Genomic DNA, 18,358 nt, shown 5'->3' with positions numbered 1-18,358 from the left:
CCATGGTCCCGTTAGAACGCGAAGAACCTAGTACTGAGCGTCGGCGCTCACCGGAAGCTCAGGCACTTGAACGAGTAGCCGGGGCAGCGCGCGAGGTGCAGGCCGCGTCCGCTGCATTAGAGCGCCGCTATTGCGAGCAGGATGCTCAGCAGCCATCGCTCCTTGAGTTAGCCCGTTTCTCGGCAGCGATGCAGGAGCTCAAAGACGCGCGCGAAGCGTTCGACTTGCTTGTAGCGGGCGACTGCCGTCCTCGATAGCACGGTAGTTGCGCTATGCTCAGGCGCTTTCCGAACCCTGTTATTGGCCCATCTGCCAGGGATTAGACATGCGCCCTGTGCACACGCATGGTCCATGCAGCATACCGAAACAAGGACAATTTCGTGCCGAGCCTCGCGGCGGGAGAACGACGATCGTTCTGCACTGGAAATGATCGACCGCTCCATGCGCTCTGCAGCGAGGCAGAGTTGGCAATCGGCATGCAAAAAATGGGGAGCCAACCGAACGTCCGGCCGGTGATGTCAATTGCCGCGTCATTTCTAATCAGAGCGACACGATTTGTTGCAATAATTCCAACGCTTTCATTTCGTCTAGATGACCAGTGCGCGCTTTACCCGCGAGTGTCTTGATCAGCGCCTCCGCTATCGGTGCAATACCTAGCAAATCGTCCAAGCTTGTTGATGAAATGAGGCTGCGCGGCTCCGAAATGACCTGCGTGACGGAGGCCGGTGCCAACTCCTGACGGGCGGTAGGGAACGAAACGTCGTTATTGGCAGGTTTCCGAATCGACGAATCGTCCGCAGGCGGGACCGCTTGATCTTGTTGCCCAATGATCACATGCGGCTTGACGGCAAGGTCTGTTGGACCGTCTGTGCCATCCGCATCGCGGGGGAGGGCGGGTCGAGCACCTGCAGATTTTATCTTCTTAACCGCAGGCTTCTTCGCGGCCGGTGTCGTTAACTCAACCGCGAGTGGCGTCTTTTGCTGAGCAGATGCATTGGAAGATGACGGATTAGCGAGCAAATCCGACACCGACTCCGGGATATCCGTTACTGTGCGCGGAATGTCCAGCCAGCCAGTCGGCAAACCAAGGCGCTCGGTGAACCGGTTTGCTTCGGCATCGTCTAAACGTTTCTGCCCATAATAACGATTGGCCATGTTGGAGGCGCTAATGTCCATCACTGTGCCGAGCCGCACCTTTGTTCCTTTGCGGGTCGTCAGCACGTGCAGATTAGCGCGGCGGATTTTTTCCAAAGCTGCGACGTCGTTCAAAGGCAACGCTTGCTGAGCCCCTGATTTAGAAGACGCTTTGACTTTCGCAGGTGTCGGTTGCGGTGGGGTTGTCGTGGTAGGCTTCACCGCTGTGGTGTTGCTTTTCGCGACGGCCCTTGGCGAGGCGACAATTGTCTTCTTTGGCATCTCAGGCTCTCTGGGCAAACTATCGGTAAGGGTAAGGCGGTGATTCACCTGTGTGGCAGGCGCTGACTTCAATACTTGCTCGTACGCAAATTCCGGTTCAGCGTTCGCGTGAATGAAATCAAGCGGTGACTTTAAGCGAGCAATCGTCTCAGGCGAGAGGACAGGATTGGGCTGATCGAAAAATCCATCCTGTAGCCCAAGCGTGGTTTCGATGTGAAAGGCTGTCTCGGGCGTAAATCTCTCGCCGTTTAGCAGCTCAGCCACGCGTGTTAAGTTGGAATCGAGGCCCAGCGCGACGTTCTCCTCACCCACGGCATCTACCAACAACTTAAACGAACGAGTTTTGAAAATGGATGCCGTCTGGGCCGGGTCTCGCGCAGATGGAGCTTTTACGTACGGCTTGTTTGGTCGGTGGGATGTCGTGTTTGAAGGTTGGCGCGATTGGCGCTGACCTTTGTCTCGAGGTCCCGAGTATCGCCCGTGTGTTTGACTCATAAAGTAGGGCTCCTTCGAGAAATCACTATCAGTGTTGGCATTATAGGCGAGGGTGCCCTGACATCGGCCTCGCCGTACAGGAAATAAGCCATTCTCGTCATCATGACTCTGAACGCCCTGCTCTCGGCGACCTCCATGTCGGGATCGAGGGGCAGCATGGAGTTAGCGAATTCGCAGATGCCGAAGTTTGCCGATGCGCGTGGAGTGTTTCAGGATGAAATCGGTGACGTACTCGGGAAGCAGGGCGGCCGGAAGATTCGCGGGAACCTCTTCGACCGCCCGTGACGGAACACGGGCGATGTAATCGTAGGGCGCTCTCCAAGTTGTGCTCGTAGCTGACGCGATAGTTCATGATGGGCCAGCTTTTGGGCAAAGTCGTTGTCACGCCGAGTTTTCTTAGCGCACACCCTTTTCCCCTGTTTTCGACGGTGTCGCTCCAGCTTACGTTTTCGGTGCTTACATGAAGCCGCCAATCACACCTCACATCTCGTCACTCGGATCGTGCACTTCAAGCTTAAACTGCCACCCTTCAAATGTCATCAGCATGTGCCCGAGCTCGTCCCACTCAACGCGGCGACCGTCTATGACGACACATGGCATACGTGAATCGTCGCTGCCATCCCATTCGATTCTGCCGCGGACGGTATCGTCGATGATCTGCAATCCGAGATCAGTGTCCCTTATGTGGATGACCGCAAGCGAACGGCGCATCTTTTCAATCAGCATTCCGAGCAAAACGAACTGATCCGCTAGCGGATCGCCAATGATTTGGAAGCGATATCCCGAAGGTTCATCGTCGCTTGTCGACTCGAATGACTCCAGCGAAAGTTTGTCGCCGAAAAGGAGTGTTCGAAAATGGAATTCGTGGGCGACTCCGTTAGCATCGTTCAGGTGCACCGGCTCAAACTTGATCGAACCGAAATTGTCGATACCGGCGTGGTGAGCCATTTCGCGATTGAAGCAGGCGGTGCACAATAATCGTCCGCTCAGCCCCTCGTTTGTAGTATTGACAGTTTCGTACGGCGGCACGTTGGTGCCGCAAGCTGCGCATTGGCTGACGGACATGATGGAACTCCAGGGAATTCAGATACGCAGCATCCGTCACAGTGCACTTCACCTCGCCGTGGCCCGCTGCAGCACAAAAGATCGGTTTCGTCTGGCCCCTGCATATTTTGGAACGTCTGAGATAGCTCTTGGCGACTACGCGACCGGGCAACGCTGACAACATATCAAGCACTCGTGGGGTCATCCATTAGCCAGCTGACATCCAAATCGTGAAATGCGATAAGTCGCAGTGGCCTCCTCATCAGCCGGTGCGCGACTGACCTCCAAGTCGTCTCTAGTATGATGCATCTCGCTTCAGCCGTTCTGCAGTAAGAGATCCGGGTTATGGTGCGTTTGTCTGCGAGACATGTGGCTGAGTTAGCTGTTCATCTGTCGCACATATGTCTGCCCCTTTTTCGTGATCAGACACCCGCCGTGCGGAGCCGCCGAAACCAGCTCACTCCTTTCCAGTTCTGTTTGGATGTCCCACTCAAGCATGAGGGGCGCTAGCAGCGTGTTCGTTAAGTTCCAAAAGCGCGGTTTTCGCTTTTGCACTGAGTTTTTCTGGCATGCCCAGCTCCTTAGAGCCCTCAAGACGCCAACTATGACGAATGTTCGATCGCTTGTCAGGGACGTCGTGCTCGGGGAAGTGATGGTCCTACCGGATAGCGACACTGCCACGGCGACAACTAGGGGGAACGAGCGTTGCGGCCGCCTGGCTCAAGCCGTGTGTCCACCATCAATCAAGTTGCGCGCCTCGCGGGCGCTGAGGTTCAACGCCCGCTCCGCGGTCATTTGTTCCTTATCCTGCGCTTCCGCCGGCCGGGTTTCGTTGAGAAGAAATTGCCCCGTGGATATGTCTTCGATGGCAACAGTAACATCAAAACGCACACGCTCAGGATCAGCGTCATTTCTCACTGCGTTCATCGAGACGGTAAAGCCTTTGTGCACAAACGAATTTTCCATCAGCTACCTCCGTTGATTAGGCGACCCTTAGTATGAGCCAAATCATCTGCCCGTGCCGTCCTGCTGGTATCCACGAGCAGTCGCACATCATCGCCCAGGAAGCGTGTCCCATACCATGAACCTTGGCGCCTCCATATCGAGTCTTCGAACGACGGTGTGAATGTTTTTGCCGTCACCGCAGTGCGTTACCAAAATGTGCATCTGCGAAACAAATCTTGCGCGACATGAAAGCTGATCACCATACTCTGAGCGAAGATATCTTGCTGCATCGCAGATTCGCTCGCTTATTTTGGAATGCGAACGAAAACTCGATTCTTGGCACCTACGGCTACGTGTTGCGCGACAAAGGGAACGGCAAATGTCAGCGTTTATCGACGCTGGAGTGATGTTTTGCAATAAAAGACAGCGGGTACCGTTGCGTCGCTTGCTTGGCCGTTTCTGTTGCGCGGAATCCGGTCGTGAGCCTTGATGTTGCGTGCGGGTACGGCCGAAATCCGCAACGCTTCTTTAGATACCACTGATGTTGATAATGTTAATTATGTAAAATTAGGATGTACCGGACGCTCTGAGGATGAGTTTCTACGAACGCTCATCGTTTATGTGGACTATAATGCACATGTTTTCAAACATGGAGATGCGCATGGGTAAGGCACTCGAAATCCGGGCGCGCAAGTCCACGAACGTCACGCTGCCGCCTGAAATCCTGGATCGGGCCAAGGAGCTCGGGATCAACCTTTCGCGCGCGAGTGAGCGTGGCGTGCGCGAAGAAATTCAGGAGACTGAGGCTCGTCGTTGGGCCGACGACAATGCCGAGTTGGTCGCAGCATACACAGCGATGGTTGAACGCGACGGGCTGCCGCTTTCGAAGTACAGGACGTTTTAATGGCGCGTTTTGATCTCTACGGTAATCCCGACGACGAGACGCGGCGCCTCGCGCCGTACCTGCTCGACGTGCAGAGCACGCATGTCGGAATCTTGCCAACGCGCATCGTGATTCCTTTGCGACCCACCCCGGATCTCGGATTCTCAGGCAAACCGTCCGATTTGCTGCCGGTCTTCGAGATCAACGGCGAGAAACACTTTCTCGACACGCCCGCCATGAGTGCTGTTCCCCTGAACGCGCTCGGCAGACGCATCGGCTCCCTGGCGGATCGCCGCGATGCCATCTTGGCTGCACTCGACCGGATTTTCGGCGCCTACTGACTGAAGACGACATGTGGTCGGTCTAGTAGGTAAAAACTGGCCAAGGGGCAGATATCAGCGGCTCTTTTGACACTCAGCGTTGCGCGCTAGTGTTGATCTCCGACGTCTACAATCCATCTATTCACAGCTCGGCACTGCCGCCCTTTTCGTGATTTCGTGCACCGCTGTGTTATGTGACTTATAGACTTAGACGCTACCGTCGAGATTTGCCTTTCGTTCGGTGCAGCAACCATTAATTCGCATAACTGATTAAAATGCGATCATTCGCTTTATGTCAAATTACAGCTGTTTCCGCCATTAGATTCTCCCAAGATGAATGCACACGCGCAGCACGCCTTTTACTTGCCGCCGGCAACGACGAACTCGCGAAAATTGTCTTGGCGCAAACGCCCAGCTATGCTGCGACGAACAGAGACTTGGGGATGGACGTTGAGCACCGCCAGCACAAGGAATTGAACAACCGGGCGCAGAACTCGCATCAACCAACACGGGTGCGCGAGAAGGTGATGCGCCGCTTCAAATCAGCGCGCCACCTGCAGCGATTCACTTCGGTCCACGATCAGGTGGCAAATCTGATTATGCACTGCCGCTACAACGCGAACGCGCAAGAGAAGCGGCAGGCGCGCACGCATGCCTTTGAAGCGTGGGAGGCGGCGACCGGCAATCCGATGCTGGATCGCCTTGCTGCACAAATCAGCAATATCCACGATCTACGTCTTCGCTTGTGCGACCTTTAACAACGTGACAGTACCCGTCAATGGATGAAATTAAAAGCGATGGCGAATAGCTAGACGAACTGCCGCCTGGCGATTGGTCGAACAACGGTCGTCGCTTTAGTCTCACTCGTTTCACCCGCGTCCCAGCGGGCATCGATGAACAGTCGAATAGCAACTCCAATCGGTTGGAAACGTCGCCAGCGTAGCTGATACAGCGAGCGTGCCGCGCGGCCTTGCTGGGCTCTTCTCCTTGAAAACTTCGCATATTTCCAAACAGCGTGTCCCATCGGGTATGCCGCCGTCTTGCCGTTTATGACGGCGGTCGTGTCGACGGAAATGACCTCCCACGGTTTGGTTCACACTCCTTTATGACATCCCCACAGACCGATCACGAAACGACGTGCCGATCAAGTCAGAATGCCAGCACCGCATGAATTATCGATTGCAATCCACCAGCCGCCATTTGGTTGCTAACGCAGCATGTCGGCGCCGCTCCCTTCCAAAAGCGGACCGCCAGACTTCATCTCCAATCCCCAGGCACAGACATAAAGCGCGATACCATCGCCCTCGACGATTTGGCGCGTGCCGAACTCGATCGGCAGGTCAAGAGTAGCTGCTGTGAACTCGCGGATAGCCCCCAAGCCGGTCAAACGTTTCCCGGGTTTAGGCAATACCGCGGCGTCGTTTTCATAACACGCCACAGCAGGCTCGACGTCGCGACACGCACGGGCATCTACCAGTGACGCCATCAAGGATGCAGGTGATCGGGAAGTCATGGCATTGCACCCCTAGGTAGGAATTTTCCAACCCAACAAGATCAACACTCCAGAAAGGGATCGAGCACCTGATGATTGAAGTCATCGACCATTTCATGCTCATTCGGCCCCGGGCGAGAACGCGACGTGCCCGGACACTTTGTCTCACATTGAAAATATAACGTCCCGATAGGTCAATCAAAGGATTGTCCGCGCACTCATTGTTCGTTAAGTGGAAATTCAGATCAACATAAGGTGATGTTCAATGTCTTCAATGTCTTCAATGCGTTCGTTTTTCTATCGTTGGAATGTTTGGGAGGAGCCGTCATGAGAGCTGTGCGCATCCGTGCTCCGGGAGGATTGGACCGGCTTGAGATCGTCGAACTCCCGGATCCAGGCGCGCCCGCTGCCGACGAAATCCGCGTGCGGATTCGTGCGAGTTCCTTGAACTATCACGACTATCGCGTGTCTTCTGGAGACGCTCCGAGCATTGATTGCCGCATCCCCATGGCGGATGGCGCCGGTGTCATCGAGGCTATCGGAGGGGATGTTTCGGACTTCGAAGTTGGTGACCGGGTTGTCTCCGTGTTCTTCCCTCAGTGGCACGACGGCCCTCCCCGTGTCGTAGGAGACTTCTCACACACGCCCGGCGATGGCGTGGACGGCTATGCGCGCGAGGTCGTGGTGCGCCCTTCCAGCTGGTTCACGCGAGCGCCAGCGGGCTACACATATGCCGAAGCTGCAACCTTGACGACCGCTGGCGTGACAGCTTGGCGAGCGCTTGTGTCGGACGGCAAGTTGAAAGCGGGCGACACGGTACTTGTTCTGGGCACGGGCGGCGTGTCCATATTCGCCTTGCAGATCGCGCGGTCCATGGGCGCTACGGTAATTGCAACTTCATCCTCGGATGCAAAATTGGAGCGGCTCAGCGCGATGGGCGCCGCGCATACCATCAACTACAGGACCCAACCGGACTGGGGGCGCGGAGTGACCGACTGGATGGGCGGTCAGGGGGTCGATCATGTCATGGAGGTCGGTGGCGCCGCCACCTTGCCGCAATCGATTTCGGCGATCCGGATCGGAGGCCGTATATCGCTGATCGGCGCTTTGACCGGACGCTCCGGCGAGCTTCCGACCGTTGCTTTGATTGTCAAGAACGTGTGCCTGCAGGGCGTGACTGTCGGCAGCCGGTCGGACCAGACTGGCTTGATCGCCGGCCTGGAAACAACGGGCGTTAAACCGGTGATCGACCGAAGCTTTCCCCTGGAGGAACTCGCGCAAGCCTTTAAATACCAAATAGAGGGGCGCCATTTCGGCAAGATCGTGGTTGAGTTCTGAGGCCGTAATTGACGCATTCGAACGCTTGGGCCAATGACCTTCGTCCGCCTGGTCCAGACGAAATGCAACGCAATGCAACGCAATGCAACGCGAGAAAAGTTAAGCCAGCGTCGCGGTCGAGCGTGCGATTATCGGCGCAAGGCTCGCCGTTTCATTTCCGGCCGGACGAGACCGGAAATGAAACGGCCGGCAGCTACGGCCCGGATCTGCCAGAGAGGCCGATTACTGGCGCGAATTCTGAACGGCATAAGCGACCAGTTCGTCGTGTCGCGCGAACCAAACGCCATCCGGCAAGCTCTTTGCGTGTTTGATCAACTCTTCCACTATCCATATGCGCGAGCGGTTGGTGATCACGTGCGGGTGCATGGTGAGTTCAAAGACCCCTCCTTCTGCGTAGGCGGCGTCCAGTTCACGCTTGAAGATGTCAAATACTTGCGACGGTGGTGTGTAAGGTCGAAGTCCCTGAAAGCGATGCATCAAAAAATACACAGCGTCGTCACGAACCCAGTCAAAAGGCAGTTCGACAATGCCGGTAGGCTGCCCGTTCATCTCAAGTTCATAACAGTCGTCGTCCGCGCACAACGACGAGTCGTAAGCAAAGTCCAGATCTTTCAGAATCTGCAACGTGTGTTCCGAGAAATCAGCCGAGGGTGAGCGAAAACCTGTGGGCCGGTTGCCGGTTATCTGTTCAAGCGTATCCAGTGAACGGGCGATCAGATCGCGCTCGTCATTCATGCCCAGTTTTGAATTGAGCTCATGGATCCAGCCATGGACTCCTATCTCATGGCCGGCGTCGACGATTTCGCGTTGTTCGTCTGGATAGAGAAGCGCCGTCACGGCGGGCACGAAAAAACTCGCCGGCACGTCATATTTTTTCAACAACGAGAGAATACGGGGAACGCCCACTCGATTGCCATATTGACCCCAGGCCAATCGATTGATAGACACTCCGCCATCACGCAACTCGTTGGTCTCATGGTCGGAATCAAACGAAAGCGCTACAACGCAGCGAGCGCCTCCCTTCCATTCCAAGGGCCGAAAGCTGCGCCCGGCGCGTACCCGGTTCACTAGGCGACGCCACTCTTTTTCCGGCCATTGCCAAGGCTGGACTGTACTTTGCTCGCTCATTGCAATTCTCGCTTCGCGCACATATCGCGCGATGTTGTTCAAGGAAGGGATCTGTTCGACACCGCAGAATGGTCAGTACTACTCTAAAGCCCCCAGGCATGCATCGGTTCGCAGGCTGGGACATCCGCTATACATTCCGGGTCGTAAGCATCACGCGATACGCATCGAAACTGAAATGCTTTTTTTATGGACATTTGAGCGGACACTCGTCAACTGAGTGAAGTCAGTGCGCTCGGCGTAAAGTCGCCAAGTTCGTGAGTCCGTCCTTCACGCACTTTCTCGAGCCAGGCGGGGTCCTGCAACAGCGGACGCCCAACGGCGACCAGATCAAATTCGCCCCGCTCCAGCCGCGCAAATAACGGCTCCAACGACACAGGATGAAAGCTCTCGCCTGCGAAAGTGGCGTAGACATCGCCCGAAAGACCGACCGAGCCGACAGTAATAGCGGTGACACCCGTCAGGCGTTTTGCCCAGCCGGCAAAGTTCATATCCCGGTCGTAATCCGGAAATGCAGGTTCCCAGAATTTGCGCTGCGAAAGATGAAAGGCGTCTGCGCCCGCCTCAACCAGAACGCCGAGAAAACGCTCCAGTACATCAGGCGTATCGGCAATGCGGACGTTGAAATCTTGCGGCTTCCACTGGGAAAGGCGAAAAATCACAGGAAAGCCTGGACTCACCACGCGTCTGATCGCCTTCAAAATCTCAACTGCGAACCTCGAGCGCTCAATGAGCGTCGCGCCGCCATATTTATCGCTACGCAGATTGAGGTTGTCGAAAAAGAATTGGTTGATGAGATAGCCGTGGCCACCATGCAATTCAACGCCATCAAAACCGAGTTGCTCGGCATCCGCCGCCGCCCGCGCGAAAGCGACTATGGTATCGGCGACATCCGCGTCGCTCATAGCTTCGCTCACCCGCTTGCCAGATAGATCGAGGCCGGATGGACTTTCGAGTGGAACTGGTGAATACCAGTCAGGCGTCGTATTCGAGCGCTTTTGACCGGCATGCCAGAGTTGAGGAACGATACGTCCTCCTGCCGCGTGCACTTCTTCCACGACTTGTCTCCAACCGGCGAGCTCGACCTCACCATGGAAACGGGGAATGTCCGGCTCGTTGACTGAAGCCAGACGCCCAATCCCGGTCGCCTCCGTAATGATGAGGCCGACGCCCTTCTCCGCCCGCCGGCGGTAATAGGCGGCAACCTCTGCAGTCGGCACACCGCCGGGTGAACGAGACCGGGTCATTGGCGCCATGACGACTCGATTCGGAAGTTCCAATGCGTTCAGCCGGTAAGGGCTGAACAAGATATCGATACCCTTCATTGGTTCGGACCTCTAATGGACGACAACGTGAATCGTAGAACTATCAGAACAAGTGGTAGATGCCAATGCTGGCTCCCAGTTGGCCGGCGCCGAGCAAGGTCTGAGTCTGGGTATCCAGACCCATGTTGCTCGCAGCCGAATTCCAGACCTTTCCGACATTCCCATAAAGAGCCGTCCTTTTAGAAAACAGATATTGGGTTTGAAACGCCAACGACGTCGGCTTCGCGTCAATACCGGTGACCTTCTGGTGGTACAAGCCCAAGGCCAGTAACCAGGCAGCAGTGACGTGTTGAGTGACGCCGCCCCAGTACAGATTGGAGTTCTCGACTTGACTACTCTCGACCGTTCGCAAATGACGATAGCCGGCAAAAAGCGAGGTGCCTCCGAACGTGTACCGCCCAGCAGCGGCAATCCGCTCTGCCCGTGCTCCCGTGGTCGGCGCTGTAATGGCCAGCGACGGAACAAACAGACCGAGCTCGTACTGGTTGGCCACCAGAGGACCGTGGATCTTGTCGTACACCAGCGCAGCCATCGCGCGCTTGGTCGTATAGTCAACTGACGCCGAAATTTCCTTCGAATGCCCGGCCGCTCCCGCAGTAGAACCAGGAGGGGTATCGACTGCGTTCTGTCCGAAGCTGTAAAGCACATTCTCGTGGAAAGGACCGTCCGTGCGCGTGTAGCGAACCCCATTGTCAACACGTGAGGTGAAACCGCCATCCTGAGTCAGCACACCAACATTCGATCCAAATAACGGGTCGAGATAAAGCAGTACGTCATAAAGCGGGGTATATACCCTGCCCATGATGACTTTATTATGGCCATCGCTTAGCCCGACCCATGCAGACCGGCCGAAGAGCCGGCCACCTTGCAGAGAGGTGCCGGTATTCGGATTAAAACCCGCCTCCAGCTTGAAGATCGCCTTAAGCCCGCCACCCAGGTCTTCAACGCCAGTCATGCCAAACAAATTACCGTAGACTTCACCCGACCCCAACGTCACTGACGAGTGGCGTGTTTTCTGCGCGTTGGTCTGATATTCCAGTCCGGAATCGAGAATTCCGTACAGCGTCACGCTGCTTTGCGCCACCGCGTAAGCAGGCGCCAATATGGCGCTGGTCAGTGCCACCGCTACAGCGCACCTTTCTTTCCATGCCTTGCTGAAGATGACCATGATGCGTTCCTGTCCGATTGTCGAATGAAGTTTGTGAACAGCGAGCCAATTTGCTAAATTGAAATTGCTTAGGTTTGCTAACCTAATGATTTGTGATACAGATGAATTGCATCGAAATACTGTCCGCGTTGCCCTAGGGCCCGAATCGTTGTACGGCTTAACAATGTTCTTTTGACCGGTTTGACTATAGGGATCCAAATTTATTATCCGTTGACATTCTGGGACATATGCTTTTCAATTTGGGACAGGCAAGTGCCATTCGAAAACGGCTGAGCGGAGGCGATATGACGAAACGGGTCGTGAGAAGCGGCACGCTTTTTGGCTACATGGAAGCAGCGCGGGAAGTTGAAATCGATGGCGACGCGCTGTTGCGTAGTGTCGGTTTGCGAAGGGATTTTGTGGACAGCCCTGACAGCCTGATCTCCCTTGATGCGTTTGTTGATCTGCTGGAAGCGTCCGCGAATCAGTCAGGCCGGGCTGACTTCGGCACTCGCATGGCAATTGCGCGAGGCGTTCCTGATTACGGCGTCGTGAGCCTCTTGCTGCGGGAAGAAGCTACGCTCGAAGAAGCATTACGTACTTACATTGCTCACATCCATCATCATTGCATTGGAATGTACGTGGACCTGGACACACGCTTTGGCAAGCCATTCCTTTCGGTCCAGATCGTTTCCGAGGGTCCATCCACGCAAGTGATGCAGTTTGCGGCCTGCGGACTCGTGCAGCTGATACGGTGGCTGGTAGGCCCGCACTGGAATCCGGATGCAATCTGCCATGAACATTCGCGTCCTGCGCGCACCACGATCCAAACCAGTTTCATGCGCTGCGAGACTCGTTACGATCAAGTCATAAGCGGAATCCTGCTTGGGCGCGATGCTCTCAAGCTGAAGGTAATTACGTCGCCCGAGGTGCTGCGTCGACAAGCCAAAGCATTGATAACACAAACCCTTGGCAGCACGTCGGATCAGTTCGAAGTACAAGTCGCGCGCATCCTGAATCAGAAATTGCACGATTCCAGCTGCAGCGCGGACACGCTCGCCGCGAGCTTGGGCATCAATCGACGGACACTCCACCGGCGACTTGCGAGCAAGGGACTTTCATATTCCGCGATGCTGCAGCAGGTTCGATCCGATGCCGCCAAGAGGCTCGTTGAAATAAACACAATGCCGCTGACCGAGATCGCCGAGGCCGTCGGCTTCGGTAGTCTCAGCTCGTTCTCCAGATGGTTTCAAGCTAGTTTTGGCTGTTGCGCATCGGAGTGGCATCGCCATGACGCAAGCTCGACGTGAGCGGCGCGTTGTTGATTTCTGGTCTGATCATCAACGCGCGTGTATCTTCGCCTTCTCTTGCTTGGCGAGGACCTGCTGGCGCTTGATTTCGACCATGTCATTACTGAGCGATAGTGTTGGTCTGGTCTGCGGTCGCAACGCATGAAGTTCGCACTGCCATCATCCAGGATCTTTTGGGCGGCCCCTCGCCCGCGTCGCAAAGCGGCTCTGACGCTGATGTACCAGCCAATGCGCCGACCTTGAATGTCTTCTCGTCATAGCAGGCCGCCCGACAACGCGCTCGTGACTGTCCACGGCGTTTCTCCTACCTGTCCCAATTTGCAAAGTGAATGTCACAAACGGAAAAGCCGAAAGGATTTTGCGCTCTTACATTTAGGCGCAAATAAGGATTCCCAGAACATTCACTTTGACTGGAGGCGGTACATGAAAAACGTTGAACCGGACCGCGATACAACGCAGTCGACCAGGTCCCGCATACCCGGTTGGCGCACTGTTATTTTGACGGGGTTACTGGCTTTATCGTTTGCCTTCTCGTACATGGACCGGCAGATTTTCCCCTTGCTGATTGAGCCGATCCGGCACTCGTATGGATTGAGCGACACCCAGATTGGCGCACTACAAGGATTGGCCTTCAGTGCGTTTTATGCATGCGCAGGCATTCCTCTTGGATGGCTGGTAGACCGGTACCGCCGCGTCAGCATAGCAGCGGCCTGCGTGGCCGCGTGGGGCCTAGCGACCGCTTCGTGCGGGCTATGCGGAAGCTTTGGACAATTTTTCGTCGCACGCGCAGGAACGGCGATCGGCGAAGCGGGCTGTTCGCCGGCTTCCTACTCGCTACTGTCGGACATGCTGACCGGGCGCGCACTATTGCGGGCGACCTCCGTCTACAACACGGGGCCTTACGTGGGCGGCGGGATGGCACTGATACTCGGCAGCAGCACGCTTCATTACTTCAATGGAACGGGTGGCGCAACGTTGCCGCTCGTCGGGCGTGTGGATGCATGGCAGGCAGTGTTTGTCGTGCTGGGATTGCCGGGCTTGCTTCTTGCCGCGTTCATCTTGATGTTGCGTGAGCCGAAGCGTCGCGAATCCGGAAACCAGCATATGGACATATCGACACTTGCTACCATCAAGGTGTTGTTCGGGTCATCACAACTGATGACCTATTACGCAGGGTGGATCTTTATCTCATCGGGCTTGTTTGTTCTTCTGACCTGGTTCCCGAGTGTGATGATCCGGGAAGGATTCGGTACTGCGTCGGCGATAGGACGACCACTCGGAGTCCTGTTTCTCGCGGTCGGTCTAAGCGGCTGCGTCTTGTCTCAGTTTCTGCTTCGGAAACTGGACAATACGGATTTGGTCAGCCCGTTGCTCAGGCGTCTGACAATCGTGATTGCGCTACAGATACCTTTGGTCGTGGCATTTACTTTCATCGATACAGTGACCGTTGCTTACTGGTTTTACGGATGCGCAGTGGCAACCTTTTCGGTATTGACGACGTTCATGGTCACTCCTATCCAGCTTGGCGTTCCTAATCGTATGCGGGGCCGGGCGACCGGTTTATTTTTACTATCAAACTACATGATTGGAGCGAGTATTGGACCGGCCGCAGTAGGAAAGTTAAGTGACCTGATGAAGTCCAATCCGCATGGCCTCACTAACGCATTCGTGATCGTACTCTGCGTATCGAGCGTCGGCGCCGCCTTGCTAATGTACCTTTCATCGACAAAGCGGACAGTAGTGACTGCCGCCGCCTTGTCCCGGGGACAAGTCTTGTCCGGGAATCCCTGAAGTCTTGAGGTCTTCCGCAGGGAATGCAAAGAAGTTCAGGTCCGATATTTCAGACCTGAACTTCTTTGAATGATAAATGATCGTTACAGCCTGCGGAGAATGTTGTCAGGCAGTTTCTTCCAGGGCAAATCTCCCGGATCGGCAGCCATGGCACCACGCGCTTTTGCCGTCAACACATCCTTGAGTTCGTCCTCTACCAGCGGCACGAAGTCGGCACGGAAGTGGTTGCTGCTCTTCACCACCAGTATCTTCATCTCTTCAGCATTGATGCCCACGAAGCGAAAGAGCTCCCTGTCTTGCGCGCCGATTTTTGCGCTTGCCACGACAACGAGTACGCCATCGATTTCAACACAAACGCTCGGCCCAAGCTCGGCGACAAAACCTGTCATCTTGGGACCCTTGAAAGTGACCCTGCCGCTGCTCGCCGCGAGGACCTTGAAAACCCCTTCGACTGGAGGATCGGACGGGCCGTCCCAAAGCATGGATGGCTGTCCGAGGCTCCCTTCGAAAGTCGCTCCTACGCCTGCCTCGGTCGCCTTGGATGCGAAGCCAGGATCATTCATCACGGCTAATGCGACACGTCTAGGAAAGGCTCGGCCAGCACCCTCGTCAAGCAACGCGCGCAACATGCCGGTCGTGGATGCGGTCCCGCCGATCCCGGGGTTGTCTTGTGTATCTGCAATCACGACGGGCTTGTCCGTCTCTTTGCCACGACGAATCGCCTCCTTCACCGCGTTCTCGGCGGTATAGATGTCCAGGCGCCATTGTGTAGGCTCACTCGCCATGGCTTCGAGTTCCATAAGCGCTTCTTGAGCTTGCCCGCCAATGCTCCAGATCATTGGAGCGCATTCCGCGAAATCTGCCGATGGAAAAGCCATGCAGAAACTCGACAGCGTACCCATCTCTTCATCCAGTTGAACCAACCGGTCGTAAATGGCCTTCGGCTTGCCAAAGGTCGTGTTTTGAGAATTGACGGGAATGAGGAACGGCAGCCTTGAGAAACGAATGGACTCGCGCTTGCCAAGTGCAAGCCGGCGTTTCAAAGCCTCGCCAGCCAGAACGCCCGTCTCCACGTAGTCAATATGCGGATAGGTTCGGAACGAGACGAGTGCATCAGCACACTGAAGCATTTGATGCGAGACATTTGCGTGCAAATCGAGACTCGCAACAATGGGAATTTCGTCGCCAACGAGTGCTCGAATACGGCTGAGCAGTTCGCCTTCCGCATCGTCGAAACCTTCCGCCATCGCAGCGCCGTGCAGATCGATATATACCGCGTCGAACTTCAAGCTCGCCACATCCCGGCAAATCTCAGCGCAAATATGTTCGAAGGCCTCTGCAGTCACATAAGACGAGGGCACGGCAGCACACCAAAAGCTCGGCACAGGCTCCCAACCTTGTTCTCTCGCAAAGCGGAGAAAGCCCATGCCGGGCACTGCCACCTTCTCCAGCATCTCAAGCATGGGGGCGCCTCGCACAGCGGCCGGAAAACTCTCGCCCGCTTCAAATGCGGACCAAGACGCTTTCTCGGAAGCGAAGGTATTAGTTTCGTGCTTGAATCCCGCTATTAACACTTTCATTGATGACCTCGTTCGAAAATCGCGCGAATTCCGGGGCATTCGCGACGACATGCAATATCAGAAATTCCGCGATATCTCGCCATCGCTCGACAAGAAAGCGCGGTGCAGCTTCAGAGAAGTGATAGGTGACGTAGTCAATCCGCGTTAAACGGCGTCGATCCAAGCCGTCACTGCAGTGTTGAAATCGGCTGGTCGATCCTGCATGATCCAGTGCCCCGAGTTGGTCCATACGTCGACTTTTGACTTGGGATTTGTGAACCAGGGGGTCATCGTGCTGGCCTGAACCGGATCGCGACACAGGTGGTAGAAAGGCAACTTCAAGGTTTGGCAGAAGGCCGCACTCGCCTGCCCAACACCCACTTGCGCGGCACCGAGGAACAGTGGGCCGAACGACTCGATCACGACGTCCGCCGGCATTCCCGGGACGCGCCTCGCGTGCCATCGCTTGAACGCCGGATTAGTCGCGGGATCGTAAAACGCCTCGAACAAAGTCGCGGCTGCGACAGCCGGCCCCTGAGAGACCAAACTATCTGCAGCCTGCTGGAAAACCGGCGCGTAAGCGGCTGCGAAACCCAGGGATCCGTCGACGGATACGACGGCACTGATCAAGTCTGGCCGGCTGGCCGCTACAAGGGCAGCGATCTGACCACCCATTGAATGCCCTATAAGGGTGAATTTCTGGCCGGGATAATTGGTCGAGATGAACGACACAATGTCCGCCACGTAATCAGCAGGCAAGTACTTGCCCGACGGCATGACCTCAGACCTGCCGTGTCCTCGCAGGTCTAAAGCAACAACCCGGTATTTACTTTCAAACACGGGGTACTGCCAGCTAAAGTCGTGAGAGTCACACGTCCAGCCATGCAGAAACATCACGTTCTTACCCGTACCCACATCGGTGTAGAACAGCGTCGCCGCCGTTGAGGCCGTCGTAGCTGCGGACGCGCCGCCGCAGCCGGCCACTGCGCCGGCTGTGGCGGCGCCCATCAAAATCAGCAGACTACGCCGGGATAGCTGTACCGTATCCATGAAATCTCCTTTAACGAAAGCAAGGACGCCGGCTCCGGGAATTTGGAAACTGTTGTCGCTTGATCGGAAGTAATGATGTTGTATTTGAGGCTTGACACCGCCCTGCCGCGCGAGCCAATCAAGGCGTGTTTGCGTGAGCGGAAATGGGCGGTGATCTGACATGCGACCTTCACAAGCTCGTCGATATTCCACGCGCGATGCCCGACGACTGAATGTAAATCTCTCAAATTCAGTCGCTTTTGCATTTCGGGACAAAAGCTGTTCTGATTGGGACAGATGTCGAAACATTCAGGAACGTGTGGATGGCGCGGGTGACGAGTGGTCACGACTGCGCAGACGTCCAACGTCGCATGCGAGTTCGAGTTAGACGACGAGGGAGGCCGTCTCCGCACTGCGAAGTTAGTGATGCCCAATGAGCGGGCAACTCACTATCAATGTAATTTTGATAGATAGGCTAGCAATTTCAGCGGTTGCATCCACGAAAACTGCCCCCACTGGACGCTGCCCGCGCTGCGGCCCGAATCAGACGTGGCCGGTTGCAAGCGGCACTAATCGTCAATAGTGGCCACCTGCAAGGCAGGCTGTGACTCGACTGTTGCGCGCAACTCGGCATGTCGCTCATGCAACCGGACGCAGCCGATCGCGACGGCGCATCCGCAGACGCCGCACGATGAGCGCGAGACCTCTCTCTTTAACCATACTCTTAGACGAGGACACCCCGATACTGAGGATGCAGAGCTCGTGCTCGCTTTCAGTTCAATCGATTTTCTAGATGCCGGTCCGTACGAAGGACGGCTTATGCCTAAGGTTGCAGGACGCCTGCGCCTCGCTCACAGGCAGATCTTCGTCCTTATCTTTGATCTCTTCGTCGGCAATCAAGGACAGCTCCTGAGGCGTTTTCTTGGGTCTCGGCCGGTATTGTTGAATCAATGGCGATAACAGAATGAAGCGTAAATGAAGAAGGACAGCTGACGCCGAAAGAAGACCCGCTGCTTTTATCAACGCATGGGCTTTAACCAGCCAAGACGAAGTCAACTCGTTACCCAGACGCCGATGCCGATCGCAATTAGCAGATCAAGGCGCAGACTACGAGCCATCCGCGCCGCAAGATCGTGCGC

Annotated in this window: 15 protein-coding genes and 1 pseudogene; 7 read left to right on the top strand and 9 right to left on the bottom strand. The window is 55.7% G+C overall.

Annotated elements, in window-relative coordinates; genetic code table 11:
- Positions 1-540 precede the first annotated feature (540 nt).
- Complete coding sequence (locus FH08_RS0109190; RefSeq protein WP_031358043.1) at positions 541-1,911, bottom strand: hypothetical protein; 1,371 nt, start codon at positions 1,909-1,911, stop codon at positions 541-543.
- Between the two features lie 102 nt (positions 1,912-2,013).
- Here FH08_RS0109190 and FH08_RS54125 point away from each other — a divergent pair, with 102 nt between their 5' ends.
- Positions 2,014-2,196 carry a hypothetical protein gene (locus tag FH08_RS54125; RefSeq protein WP_326928941.1) on the top strand — a complete coding sequence of 61 codons (183 nt, stop codon included), beginning with the start codon at positions 2,014-2,016 and terminating at the stop codon, positions 2,194-2,196.
- A 195-nt stretch (positions 2,197-2,391) separates the two neighbouring features.
- Here FH08_RS54125 and FH08_RS0109175 read toward each other — a convergent pair whose 3' ends face one another.
- Both FH08_RS0109175 and FH08_RS0109165 read right to left on the bottom strand, forming a co-directional pair.
- Complete coding sequence (locus FH08_RS0109175) at positions 2,392-2,976, bottom strand: DUF7713 domain-containing protein (protein ID WP_031358042.1); 585 nt, start codon at positions 2,974-2,976, stop codon at positions 2,392-2,394.
- A 699-nt stretch (positions 2,977-3,675) separates the two neighbouring features.
- On the bottom strand, positions 3,676-3,921 hold the full coding sequence (locus FH08_RS0109165; RefSeq protein ID WP_031358041.1) for a hypothetical protein: 246 nt from the start codon (positions 3,919-3,921) through the stop codon (positions 3,676-3,678).
- Positions 3,922-4,561: 640 nt separating this feature from the next.
- Here FH08_RS0109165 and FH08_RS0109155 point away from each other — a divergent pair.
- The 3 genes and pseudogenes from FH08_RS0109155 to FH08_RS0109145 all read left to right on the top strand — a co-directional run.
- Positions 4,562-4,804 carry a type II toxin-antitoxin system CcdA family antitoxin gene (locus FH08_RS0109155; RefSeq protein ID WP_031358040.1) on the top strand — a complete coding sequence of 81 codons (243 nt, stop codon included), beginning with the start codon at positions 4,562-4,564 and terminating at the stop codon, positions 4,802-4,804.
- Positions 4,804-5,124 (top strand): CcdB family protein, encoded by a 321-nt coding sequence (locus FH08_RS0109150; protein WP_031358039.1) that lies wholly within the window; start codon positions 4,804-4,806, stop codon positions 5,122-5,124. Before FH08_RS0109155 ends, FH08_RS0109150 begins: the two co-directional genes overlap by 1 nt.
- Positions 5,125-5,378: 254 nt before the next feature.
- A pseudogene (locus tag FH08_RS0109145) lies at positions 5,379-5,783 on the top strand (DDE-type integrase/transposase/recombinase); the annotation flags it as partial.
- A gap of 527 nt (positions 5,784-6,310) precedes the next feature.
- On the opposite strand, the gene FH08_RS0109140 reads toward FH08_RS0109145, so the two are convergent.
- A complete protein-coding gene (locus FH08_RS0109140; RefSeq protein WP_152602765.1) occupies positions 6,311-6,616 on the bottom strand; it encodes a hypothetical protein in 306 nt (101 codons plus the stop codon).
- 306 nt (positions 6,617-6,922) lie between these two features.
- Between FH08_RS0109140 and FH08_RS0109135 the strand changes: the two genes are divergently transcribed.
- On the top strand, positions 6,923-7,933 hold the full coding sequence (locus FH08_RS0109135; protein ID WP_031358036.1) for a zinc-dependent alcohol dehydrogenase family protein: 1,011 nt from the start codon (positions 6,923-6,925) through the stop codon (positions 7,931-7,933).
- A 222-nt stretch (positions 7,934-8,155) separates the two neighbouring features.
- Here FH08_RS0109135 and FH08_RS0109130 read toward each other — a convergent pair whose 3' ends face one another.
- The 3 genes from FH08_RS0109130 to FH08_RS0109120 form a co-directional block, all read right to left on the bottom strand.
- Positions 8,156-9,103 (bottom strand): polysaccharide deacetylase family protein, encoded by a 948-nt coding sequence (locus FH08_RS0109130; RefSeq protein WP_235210310.1) that lies wholly within the window; start codon positions 9,101-9,103, stop codon positions 8,156-8,158.
- A 167-nt stretch (positions 9,104-9,270) separates the two neighbouring features.
- Positions 9,271-10,383, bottom strand: coding sequence for an NADH:flavin oxidoreductase (locus tag FH08_RS0109125; RefSeq protein ID WP_031358034.1), 1,113 nt, complete (start codon positions 10,381-10,383; stop codon positions 9,271-9,273).
- 43 nt (positions 10,384-10,426) lie between these two features.
- Complete coding sequence (locus FH08_RS0109120; RefSeq protein ID WP_051888000.1) at positions 10,427-11,551, bottom strand: porin; 1,125 nt, start codon at positions 11,549-11,551, stop codon at positions 10,427-10,429.
- Between the two features lie 284 nt (positions 11,552-11,835).
- On the opposite strand from FH08_RS0109120, the gene FH08_RS0109115 reads away from it, so the two are divergent.
- Both FH08_RS0109115 and FH08_RS0109110 read left to right on the top strand, forming a co-directional pair.
- Positions 11,836-12,840 carry an AraC family transcriptional regulator gene (locus tag FH08_RS0109115; protein WP_031358032.1) on the top strand — a complete coding sequence of 335 codons (1,005 nt, stop codon included), beginning with the start codon at positions 11,836-11,838 and terminating at the stop codon, positions 12,838-12,840.
- A 423-nt stretch (positions 12,841-13,263) separates the two neighbouring features.
- Positions 13,264-14,631 carry an MFS transporter gene (locus FH08_RS0109110; protein ID WP_051887999.1) on the top strand — a complete coding sequence of 456 codons (1,368 nt, stop codon included), beginning with the start codon at positions 13,264-13,266 and terminating at the stop codon, positions 14,629-14,631.
- Between the two features lie 83 nt (positions 14,632-14,714).
- On the opposite strand, the gene FH08_RS0109105 is transcribed toward FH08_RS0109110, so the two are convergent.
- Entirely contained in the window at positions 14,715-16,211 is a 1,497-nt protein-coding gene (locus FH08_RS0109105) for a M81 family metallopeptidase (RefSeq protein ID WP_031358030.1), read from the bottom strand.
- A 144-nt stretch (positions 16,212-16,355) separates the two neighbouring features.
- Positions 16,356-17,402, bottom strand: a complete 1,047-nt coding sequence (locus FH08_RS0109100; protein ID WP_235210309.1) for an alpha/beta fold hydrolase — start codon at positions 17,400-17,402, stop codon at positions 16,356-16,358.
- Between the last annotated feature and the right edge of the window lie 956 nt (positions 17,403-18,358).

Origin of the sequence: Caballeronia sordidicola, assembly GCF_000729995.1 — a bacterium.
Lineage (GTDB): Bacteria > Pseudomonadota > Gammaproteobacteria > Burkholderiales > Burkholderiaceae > Caballeronia > Caballeronia sordidicola_A.
This window is presented reverse-complemented; position numbering and strand designations above follow the sequence as displayed.